The sequence below is a fragment of the Ramlibacter sp. genome (assembly GCF_035554825.1).
GTDB lineage: Bacteria > Pseudomonadota > Gammaproteobacteria > Burkholderiales > Burkholderiaceae_C > Ramlibacter.
This window is the reverse complement of record NZ_DATMHS010000140.1, coordinates 1-10359: the sequence shown is the minus strand read 5'-3', so window position 1 is coordinate 10359 and position 10359 is coordinate 1. Positions and strand designations below refer to the sequence as shown.

General features: G+C 69.4%; 8 protein-coding genes. All 8 read right to left on the bottom strand.

Going from position 1 to position 10359, the window contains the following annotated elements:
- Positions 1-110: 110 nt before the first annotated feature.
- The gene (locus tag VNT59_RS17980; RefSeq protein ID WP_325500643.1) at positions 111-1565 is read right to left on the bottom strand and encodes a sodium:solute symporter family protein; all 1455 of its coding nucleotides are present in this window, start codon (positions 1563-1565) and stop codon (positions 111-113) included.
- A 130-nt stretch (positions 1566-1695) separates the two neighbouring features.
- Positions 1696-3270 (bottom strand): ubiquinone biosynthesis regulatory protein kinase UbiB, encoded by a 1575-nt coding sequence (gene ubiB / locus VNT59_RS17975; protein WP_325500641.1) that lies wholly within the window; start codon positions 3268-3270, stop codon positions 1696-1698.
- A complete protein-coding gene (locus tag VNT59_RS17970; protein WP_325500639.1) occupies positions 3267-3809 on the bottom strand; it encodes a hypothetical protein in 543 nt (180 codons plus the stop codon). The genes ubiB and VNT59_RS17970 overlap by 4 nt, the downstream gene beginning before the upstream one ends.
- 152 nt (positions 3810-3961) lie before the next feature.
- Positions 3962-4927, bottom strand: coding sequence for a Tim44-like domain-containing protein (locus VNT59_RS17965; protein ID WP_325500637.1), 966 nt, complete (start codon positions 4925-4927; stop codon positions 3962-3964).
- A gap of 25 nt (positions 4928-4952) precedes the next feature.
- The gene (gene ubiE, locus VNT59_RS17960; RefSeq protein ID WP_325500635.1) at positions 4953-5684 is read right to left on the bottom strand and encodes a bifunctional demethylmenaquinone methyltransferase/2-methoxy-6-polyprenyl-1,4-benzoquinol methylase UbiE; all 732 of its coding nucleotides are present in this window, start codon (positions 5682-5684) and stop codon (positions 4953-4955) included.
- 94 nt (positions 5685-5778) lie between these two features.
- On the bottom strand, positions 5779-6189 hold the full coding sequence (locus VNT59_RS17955) for a DUF971 domain-containing protein (RefSeq protein ID WP_325500633.1): 411 nt from the start codon (positions 6187-6189) through the stop codon (positions 5779-5781).
- Positions 6190-6299: 110 nt separating this feature from the next.
- Positions 6300-6740: an HIT family protein gene (locus VNT59_RS17950; RefSeq protein ID WP_325500631.1), complete on the bottom strand. Its 441-nt coding sequence runs from the start codon at positions 6738-6740 to the stop codon at positions 6300-6302.
- Positions 6740-10359: FAD-binding oxidoreductase (locus VNT59_RS17945; RefSeq protein WP_325500629.1), on the bottom strand; the 3620-nt coding region annotated here is incomplete at its 5' end. The genes VNT59_RS17950 and VNT59_RS17945, both read right to left, overlap by 1 nt.

Sequence of the window (10359 nt, the reverse complement as noted above, 5' to 3'; positions counted from 1 at the left end):
CAGGAGCCGCATTTGTACGCGTAGATGGGCATCGCTCGAAAGGAGGTTGGGGAACTTGCAAAGCCCTCAATTATAGGCGGAGGGTCCGTTTGCAAGCCCCGCGGCCGGGGTCATCCCGCCGTGCTGCCCTGGAAGTGGTGCACGTGCCCCTTGTGGTCCGCGAGCCGCTGCGGCAGCAGCGATCCGGCCACCATGCCCACCAGCGCCGCGATCAGGCCGGCCAGCTGCTGCGGAAAGGCCTCGGCCAGCGCCGGCGTGGCCACGAACGCGAGCCAGGTGCCCAGCCCCAGGACCACCGAGGCGAGCGCGCCCTGCGTCGTGGCCCGGGACCAGTACAGGCCGAACACCAGCGGCACGAACGCCCCCACCAGCGGCACCTGGTAGGCGCCGGACACGAGCTCGTAGATCGACGTGCCCTGCATCGCGATCGCGTAGGCCAGCACCACCGCGGTCACCGTCAGCACCGTGATCCGCATGGCCTTGAGCGTGGCGGCATCGCTCATGCCAGGCTTCATGTTGCGCAGGATGTTCTCGACGAAGGTGGTGCTCGGCGCCAGCAGGGTGGCCGACGCCGTCGACATGATCGCGGACAGCAGCGCGCCGTAGAACGCGACCTGCAGCAGCGGCGGCATGTGCTTGAGGACCAGCGTCGGCAGCACCTTCTGCGGATCGTCCTTCAGCAGCGCCGTCGCCTCGTCGCCCATCACCAGCACCGCCGCCGTCACCACGAACATCGGGATCAGCGCGAACAGGAAATACAGCGTGCCGCCGATGACGGGGCCCCGCACGGCGGTGCGCGCGCTTTCGGACGACATCACCCGCTGGAACACGTCCTGCTGGGGGATCGAGCCGAGCATCATCGTGATGGCCGAGGCGAAGAAGAAGATCCATTCCTTCGACCCGCCGCTCGGGAAGAAGTGGAACTTGCCCTGCCGCGCCGCATAGTCGATCACCTTGCCCGCGCCGCCGGCCAGGTCGGCGGCGAACCAGGCGATCGCGATCAGGCCGATGCCGATCACGATCATCTGCACGAAGTCGGTGAGCGCCACCGACCACATGCCGCCGAAGAGCGTGTAGACCAGCACGACGCTGGTGCCCAGCACCATCCCCATCGGGATCGTGATCGCGCCTTCCGAAAGCAGGTTGAACACCAGCCCCAGCGCCGTGATCTGGGCCGCCACCCAGCCCAGGTAGCTCAGGATGATCATGATCGAGCACAGCAGCTCGATGCTGCGCCCGTAGCGCTGGCGGTAGTAGTCGCCCAGCGTGATGAGATTGCGCTGGTAGAGCTTGTAGGCGAAGAACAGGCCGACGAACACCAGGCACAGCGAGGCGCCGAACGGGTCCTCCACCACCGCGCCCAGGCCACCGGAGACGAAGCGGGCCGAAACGCCGAGGACCGTCTCGGAGCCGAACCAGGTCGCGAACGTGGTGGCGATCACCACCGGCAGGGCCAGGCTGCGGCCGGCCACCGCATAGTCGGCGGTGTTGTTGACCCGCCTGGCCGCGAACAGGCCGATGGCCACCGATGCAAGCAGGTACAGCACGACAAAGGCGATCAGCATGGCGTCTCCGGGGTCAGGCAGCCGGCGCGCGAACTCATGCATTGGCCGGATTGCCGGCGATTATCGTCAAAAGTCGCCGCCGCGCCGAGCCGGCGCCCCCTCGGCCGGCACTGCTGAGGCGCCGTCAGCGTCAGAACCAGGACGGGCGCACGAACAGGTCGAGCACGACCAGCCCCAGCAGCCCGAGAATGAACGTCAGCACCAGGTAGAGCATCGACTGCAGCAGCCGGTTGGTCTTCTTGAGCTGCGCCATGAGCTCGTCGGCATCGCGTTGCATGATGCCGCGCTCGCTGCGCAGGTACTTGTGGATCAGGTGCGGCAGCTCCGGCAACACCTTGGCGTAGCGCGGCCCCTGCTCGCGCAGTTCCTTCCACAGCTTCTGCGGGCCGATCTGCTCGAGCATCCATTTCTCCAGGAACGGCTTGGCCGTGTTCCAGAGGTCGAGGTCGGGGTCGAGCTGCCGGCCCAGCCCCTCGATGTTGAGCAGGGTCTTTTGCAGCAGCACCAGTTGCGGCTGGATCTCGACGTTGAAGCGGCGCGAGGTCTGGAACAGCCGCATCAGCAGCAGGCCGAGGGAGATCTCCTTGAGCGGGCGGTCGAAGTACGGCTCGCAGACGGTGCGCACGGCCGCCTCCAGCTCCTCGACCCGGGTGTCCGGCGGCACCCAGCCCGACTCGATGTGCAGCTGCGCCACCCGCTTGTAGTCGCGCCGGAAGAAGGCCGTGAAGTTCTGGGCCAGGTATTCCTTGTCGTACTCGGTCAGGGTGCCGATGATCCCGAAGTCCAGCGACACGTAGCGGCCGAAGGTGCCAGGCGCGATGCTCACCTGGATGTTGCCCGGGTGCATGTCAGCGTGGAAGAAGCCGTCGCGGAACACCTGGGTGAAGAAGATCGTGACGCCGTCGCGGGCCAGCTGGGGGATGTCGACGCCCGCCTCGCGCAGCCGGTCGATCCGGCTGATCGGCACGCCGACCATGCGCTCCATCACGATCACCTCGGGATGGCAGTAGTCCCAGAACATCTCGGGAATCAGCACCAGGTTCAGGCCCGCCATGTTGCGGCGCAACTGGGCGGCATTGGCCGCTTCGCGCACGAGGTCGAGCTCGTCGTGCAGGTACTTGTCGAACTCGCCGACGACGTCGCGCGGCTTCAGCCGGCGGCCCTCGACCCAGACCCGCTCGAGCCAGCCGGCCATCATGCGCATCAGGCTCAGGTCCTTCTCGATCACCGGCAGCATGCCCGGGCGCAGCACCTTCACGGCGACGTCGCGGGTGCGGCCGTCGCGGTCGATCAGGGTGGCGAAGTGCACCTGCGCGATCGAGGCGCTGGCGATCGGCTCGCGATCGAAGCTGGCGAAGATCGTGTCCACCGGCTTGCGAAAGGCCCGTTCGATGGTCGCGATCGCCACGGCCGGGTCGAACGGGGGCACCCGGTCCTGCAGCCGCGCCAGCTCGTCGGCGACGTCCGGCGGCAGCAGGTCGCGCCGGGTCGACAGCACCTGGCCGAACTTGACGAAGATCGGGCCCAGGTGCTCCAGCGCCATGCGCAGCCGCTGGCCGCGGGGCGCGCTGAGATCGCGCCCCACCGACAGGATGCGGGCGATGGTGCTGAGCCAGGGACGGCGAAAGCTGGTGAGCACCAGCTCGTCCAGCCCGAACCGCAGGGCCACCCAGATGATGGCGATGCCGCGCAGGTACCGGGTCATGCCCCCGCCTGTCCCGAGCCGTCGCCGCTTCGCCCCACGAACCGGCGCAGGGTGCCGATCACGCGGCGCATGGCCTCGCCCAGCGCATGGGCGGGGGCGTCGCCGATCACGCGGGCGACGTCCTCCTCGAGGTCCCAGCGGACATGCTCGACCAGCCAGTTGATGTCGGCCGCGAGCTGCACGTCGCCGGCGATGCGCACCGGCGGCCGCTCGCCGCCGAGCACGGCCTGGGCGAACCGCCAGGGCGGCACCTCGGCCAGGCTCATGGTCAGGTCGGACGGCGTCGCGGCGGCGGCGAGATCGAGCAGGCCGGCGGGCGTGATGCGCAGCCGCATCTCGAACATGCGCCAGCGCGCCTCCACGATGCGGCCGGCCTGGCGCGCCAGCCGCGCCTGCGCTTCGGGCTCCTGCATCAGGACGTGGTTGACCAGCAGCAGCAGCCGTTGCTGGATCTCCTCGAGCATCCACGCCGGTGGCCGCAGGCCGGCCAGCCGCGAGAAGAGGTCATCCAGGAACGGAACGGGGGACTCGGTTGCCATAGCCTGCGATTCTCGCCGAGAACGCGGCAGGCGCCGGCCAGGACCGCGCCGGGGCAGCGCCGGGGCGGCGCCAGCCAAGGAAACGCCGCCGCCAAAGGACAGGCAGAAAAAAGGGGCGCCGCGGCGCCCCCCTGTCGCGATGTCTGCCGGCGCTACTGCAGCGCCTGCACCCCGGCCACCAGCCAGCCGGCGCCGCCCGCCTTCGGCTTGATCATGTTCCACACCTCGCGGAACGAGCTGGCGCCGGCCGACGGCTCCTCGCGGATCATCCCGGAGAACTCCACGCTCGCCATGTAGTCCGTGCCGGTGTCCTCGATGCCCAGCAGGCTGGCCTCGAGCATCTCCACCTCGGTCTTCCCCGGCTGGCCGCCCTGGCGCTCGCGCTCGGCCAGCTGCGACTTGATCTCCGCCAGCATCTCGTCGGTCATCATCGAGCGCAGCGTGCCGATGTCGGCCCGGTCCCAGGCGTCCTGCAGCGTCACGAAGTTGCGCTTGGCCGCGGCCACGAAGCCCTGGGCATCGAAGCCGGCCGGGATGCCCCAGGTCTGGGCGCCGCCCAGGGCCGAGCCGATCTGCACGCCCTGGCCGGCCTTGGGGGCCTCGAACGCCATGGTGCCGCGCTCCCAGGGCCGAGCCGAGGCGTCATTGCCGACCTTGTCCGGGCTGTACTGGCGCGGCGAGGCCGGCGCGTCGGCGCTGGCTCCGGCGCCCTGGTAGGCGTAGGGGGCGCCGGCGCCGCCCTGGCGCGAACGGCGCAGCGCGCCGATCACCGCCAGCACCACCATCGCCAGCAGGGCGATCAGCAGGATGTTGGCAAAGCCCTGGCCCAGGCCCAGCGAGCTGGCCAGCCAGGCCAGGCCGAGGCCGGCCGCCAGGCCGCCGAGCATGGCGCCCCACGGCCGGCGCGGCGCGGCGGCAGCCGGGTTGGGCGCGGCCTGGGCCGGCGCAGCCTGCTGCTGGCTCGGCGCGGTCGCCGGCGCCTGGCGCGTGGCCTCGCGCTGCGTCACGTTGCTCGACTGGCGGCCGATCGAGCCGCCACCGCCGAGGCGGCGGGCCGCCTCCGACTCGAAGCTGGCGAACGCCAGCACCGCCACCAGGATCCACGACCACATCTTCATACCGGCTCCCTGAAGCACGACAGCTTCAACACTTGATTCCAACATGCAGCGCGACGACGCCGCCCGTCATGTTGTGATAGTCCACATGCCCGAATCCACTTCTGCCCATCAACGCCTTCAGCTCCTGCTGGTCGGGGTGCATCCGGATCGACTCGGCCAGGTAGCGGTAGCTGGCGCTGTCGCCGGCCACCAGCCGCCCCAGCTGCGGCAGCACGTTGAACGAATACCAGTCGTACGCCTTGCGCAGCGGCTGGGCCACCTTCGAGAATTCCAGCACCAGCAGCTTGCCGCGCGGCTTGAGCACGCGCGCCATCTCGGCCAGCGCCAGGTCCTTGTGCGTCATGTTGCGCAGGCCGAACGCGACGCTGACCAGGTCGAAACTGCCCGATTCGAAGGGCAGTTTCTCCGCGTCGCACACCAGCGTCGGTAGGACGACGCCGGCATCGAGCAGTCGGTCGCGTCCGGTGCGCAGCATCGCCTCGTTGATGTCGGTGTGCACCACCGTGCCGGTGCTGCCCACCTTCTTGGCGAAGGCCAGCGCGAGGTCGCCGGTGCCCCCCGCGATGTCCAGCACCCGGTCGCCGGCCCGCGCGCCGCTCACCAGGAGCGTGTAGGCCTTCCAGGCGCGGTGCAGCCCGAGCGACATCAGGTCGTTCATCAGGTCGTAGCGCGGGGCCACGGAGTCGAACACGCCGCGCACGCGGCGCGCCTTGTCGCGTTCGTCCACCGATTCGAAGCCGAAATGGGTGCTGCTCATGTCGATGCCGGCGCTGGCTGCAGCGCCGGAAAAAATATCCGTCGAGGCCCCGATGCTAGGGCAATTGGGCCGGGCCTGCCCGGCGGCGCGGCGGTCAGTGGCCGCAGGATGGCGCTGCCTTGGCGGCCATGGGCGCGTCGCGCTCGACGCCGGCCTCCTGCAGCCGCCGCTCGTAATCGGCCCACAGCTGCTCCTGCTTGGCGCCCAGGAAGTACAGGTAGTCCCAGGAGAAGATGCCGGTGTCGTGGCCGTCCGAAAAGCGCGGCTGCACCCCGTAGTTGCCGATCGGCTCGAGCGATTCGAGCTGCACCTGGCGCTTGCCGGTCTGCAGCACCTCCTGGCCCGGGCCATGGCCCTGCACTTCCGCCGAAGGCGAATAGATGCGCATCAGCTCGAAGGGAATGCGGAAATGGGCCCCGTCGGAGAACGAGACCTCCAGCACGCGGGACTGGCCGTGCACCGTCAGGGACTGCGGTGTCGGGGTGTCGGAATTCAAACCTGCCATGCGGGGATTCTAGGTCGGGGCCCGCGCGACCGACGCTTTCGCCCTACTGGCGGCGCACCGGAGCCGCCAGGAAAGGTTCAGGCAGACGCCACCGCCGATCGCGCAAGCGCTCAGCTGGCGCAGAGGGTGGCCAGCTGCCGCGCGATGTCGGCCTCGAGCAGCGGCCTGGCGGCCACCACGCGCGCGACCTCGGCGGCGGGCGCCTCGCGCTGCGCGGCCGCCCAGACCGGCGCCGGAAAGTGGCTGTCCCACTCGAAGCGGGCGATCACATGCCAGTGCAGGTGCGCCACCATGTTGCCCAGCGCCGCCAGGTTCACCTTGGCCGGCCGCAGGTGGCGGCGCAGCGCCTCCTCGACCACCACCACGGCCTCCAGGCACAGCTGCCGCTGCGCGCGGCCGAGGTCGGAGAGCTCGCGCACATGGTCGTTCCAGACCACCCGGTAGAAGGCGGGAAAGCCGCCTTCGTCGGTGCGGATCACGCGCAGGGCCTGCGCCTGGAACACCGGCGTGCCGCCGGCGCCTTCGCACAAGGGGCAACCGGGCTCGCGCATCACACCAGCACGCGCTCGATGCCGCCGCTGTTGGCGGCATGCACGTATTCGGGCAGCCAGTTCTCGCCCAGGATCTGGCGCGCCATCTCGATCACGATGTAGTCGGCTTCGAGCAGGCCGTTCTGCAGGTCGTGGCTGTAACGGGACAGGCCCTGCAGGCAGCTCGGGCAACTGGTGAGCATCTTGATGTTGTCCTTGGGGCCGACGGCGCCGCTCGCGCGCAGCGCCGCCTCGTCCTTGCGGATTTCCTCTTCCTTGCGGAAGCGCACCTGGGTCGCGATGTCGGGCCGACCGACACCGAACATGCCGGATTCGCCGCAGCAGCGCTCGGACTTGCGCACCTGGTCGCCGACCAGGGCCTTCACCGTCTTCATCGAGTCCTGCAGCTTCATCGGGTTGTGGCAGGGCTCGTGGTACAGGTACCCGCCCTGCCCTGCCGGCAAGGTGATCCCCTTTTCCAGCAGGTACTCGTGGATGTCGATCAGGCGGCAGCCGGGGAAGATCTTGTCGAATTCGTAGCCGGCCAGCTGGTCGTAGCAGGTGCCGCAGCTCACCACCACCGTCTTGATGTCCAGGTAGTTCAGCGTGTTGGCCACCCGGTGGAACAGCACCCGGTTGTCGGTGATCATCTTCTCGGCCTTGTCGAACTGGCCGCTGCCGCGCTGCGGGTAGCCGCAGCACAGGTACCCCGGCGGCAGCACCGTCTGCACCCCGGCGTGCCACAGCATGGCCTGGGTCGCCAGGCCGACCTGCGAGAACAGCCGCTCCGAACCGCAGCCCGGGAAATAGAACACGGCCTCGGTTTCCGCGCTGGTGGCGCGCGGGTCGCGGATGATCGGCACGTACTCCTTGTCCTCGATGTCGAGCAGCGCGCGCGCCGTCTTGTTCGGCAGGCCCCCCGGCAGCTTCTTGTTGACGAAGTGGATCACCTGCTCCTTGACGGGCGGCGTGCCGTGCGTGGACCTGGGCCGGTCGACCTGCCTGCTGGCGAACCCGCGCAGCAGGTTGTTGGCCATTCGCTGCGCCTTGAAGCCGATCCCCACCACGCCCGCGCGCAGCGCGTTGATCGCTTCCGGGCTGGTGGCGTTGAGCATCAGCATGCCGGCCCAGGCGCCCGGCTTGAAGCTGCGCTGGCCCATCTTGCGCAGCAGGTTGCGCATGTTCATCGACACGTCGCCGAAGTCGATGTTCACCGGGCAGGGCGACTCGCACTTGTGGCACACGGTGCAGTGGTCGGCCACGTCCTCGAATTCCTCCCAGTGCTTGACCGAGATGCCGCGCCGGGTCTGCTCCTCGTACAGGAACGCCTCGACCAGCAGCGAGGTCGCCAGGATCTTGTTGCGCGGGCTGTACAGCAGGTTGGCCCGCGGCACGTGGGTCGCGCACACCGGCTTGCACTTGCCGCAGCGCAGGCAGTCCTTGACGCTGTCGGAGATCGCGCCGATGTCCGACTGCTGCATGATCAGCGACTCGTGCCCCATCAGCCCGAAGCTGGGGGTGTAGGCGTTGGTGAGGTCGGCGTACACGCCCAGCAGCGGCGCGGCGCCGTGCTCGGTCCCGCTGGCGTCCACCGCCGCGTGCCGCAGCAGCTTGCCCTTGTTGAAGCGGCCCTGGGGGTCGACCTGCTGCTTGTAGGCGGCGAACGGGCGCAGCTCCTCGTCGGTCAGGAACTCGAGCTTGGTGATGCCGATGCCGTGCTCGCCCGAGATCACGCCGTTGAGCGAACGCGCCAGCGCCATGATGCGCTTCACCGCCGCGTGCGCGGTCTGCAGCATCTCGTAGTCGTCGCTGTTGACGGGGATGTTGGTGTGCACGTTGCCGTCGCCGGCGTGCATGTGCAGCGCCACCCAGACCCGGCCCTTGAGCACGCGCTGGTGGATCGCGTTGGCCTCGGCCAGGATCGGCGCGAACGGCTGGCCGGCGAAGATGGTCTGCAGCTCGGCGCGGATCTGCGTCTTCCAGCTCGCCCGCAGCGTATGGTCCTGCAGCCTGGGGAACAGCCCGTCGACGTCCGTCAGCCACGCCTGCCACTGCGCCCGCACGCCGCGCACCAGGTCCAGCGCCTTGGCCACGCGGTCTTCGAGCAGTTCGGGCGACGGGATCTCGCTGGCGTCGTCGTGGCGCGACAGCGGCAGCTTGCCGCGGGCGAAGAAGGCCTCCAGCTCGTCGGCCAGGCGGACCTTGTTGGCCAGCGACAGCTCGATGTTGATGCGCTCGATGCCGTCGGTGTACTCGGCCATCCGCGGCAGCGGGATCACCACGTCCTCGTTGATCTTGAAGGCGTTGGTGTGCTTGCTGATCGCCGCCGTGCGCTTGCGGTCCAGCCAGAACTTCTTGCGCGCCTCGGGGCTGATCGCGACGAAGCCCTCGCCGCTGCGCGAGTTGGCGATGCGCACCACCTCCGAGGTGGCGCGGGCGACGTCGTCCGGGTCGTCGCCGACGATGTCGCCCACCAGCACCATCTTCGGCAGCACCGCCCGCTTGGACTTGGTGACGTAGCCGACGGCGCGCAGGTAGCGGTCGTCCAGGTGCTCCAGGCCGGCCAGCAGGACGCCGCTGCGCTTCTGCTCGGCGAACATGAAGTCCTTGATCTCGACGATGCTCGGCACCGCGTCACGCGCGTTGCCGAAGAACTCGAGGCACACGGTGCGGGTGTGCGCCGGCATCCGGTGCACCACCCAGCGCGCGCTGGTGATCAGGCCGTCGCAGCCCTCCTTCTGGATGCCCGGCAGGCCGGACAGGAACTTGTCGGTGACGTCCTTGCCCAGGCCCTCCTTGCGGAAGGTGCGGCCGGGGATCTCCAGCCGCTCGGTGCGCACCGGGGTCTTGCCGTCCGCCTCGAAATAGCGCAGCTCGAAGCGCGCGACGTCGGCGTCGTGGATCTTGCCGAGGTTGTGATCCAGCCGCACGATGTCCAGCCACTGGGCCTGCGGCGTCACCATCCGCCAGGACACCAGGTTGTCGAGCGCGGTGCCCCACAGCACGGCCTTCTTGCCGCCGGCGTTCATCGCGATGTTGCCGCCGATGCACGAGGCCTCCGCGGAGGTCGGATCGACCGCGAACACGTAGCCGGCCCGCTCGGCGGCGTCGGAAACGCGCTGGGTCACCACGCCGGCCTCGGTCCACACCGTCGGCACCGGCCGGTCGTGGCCGGGGATGGCCGTCAGCTGCACCTCGGTCATCGCCTCGAGCTTCTCGGTGTTGATCACCGCGCTCTTCCAGGTCAGCGGCACGGCGCCGCCGGTGTAGCCGGTGCCGCCGCCGCGCGGGATGATCGTCAGGCCCAGGTCGATGCAGCCCTTCACCAGCCCGGCGATCTCCGCCTCGGTGTCGGGCGTGAGCACCACGAACGGGTATTCGACGCGCCAGTCGGTGGCGTCGGTCACGTGCGAGACACGCGACATGCCATCGAACTTGATGTTGTCCTTGCGCGTGTAGCGGCGCAGCAGCCGCTGGGCGCGCACGCGCAGTTCGGCCGTCTCGGTGAAGGCGGCGTCGAAGGCCCGCACCGCCGCCTGCGCGGCCTGCAGCAACTCGCCCACCAGCGCGTCGCGCTGCGGGTCGCCTTTCGCGTCGCGCCGCTTCTCGATCTCGGCGAGCCGATGGTGCAAGGCCTCGA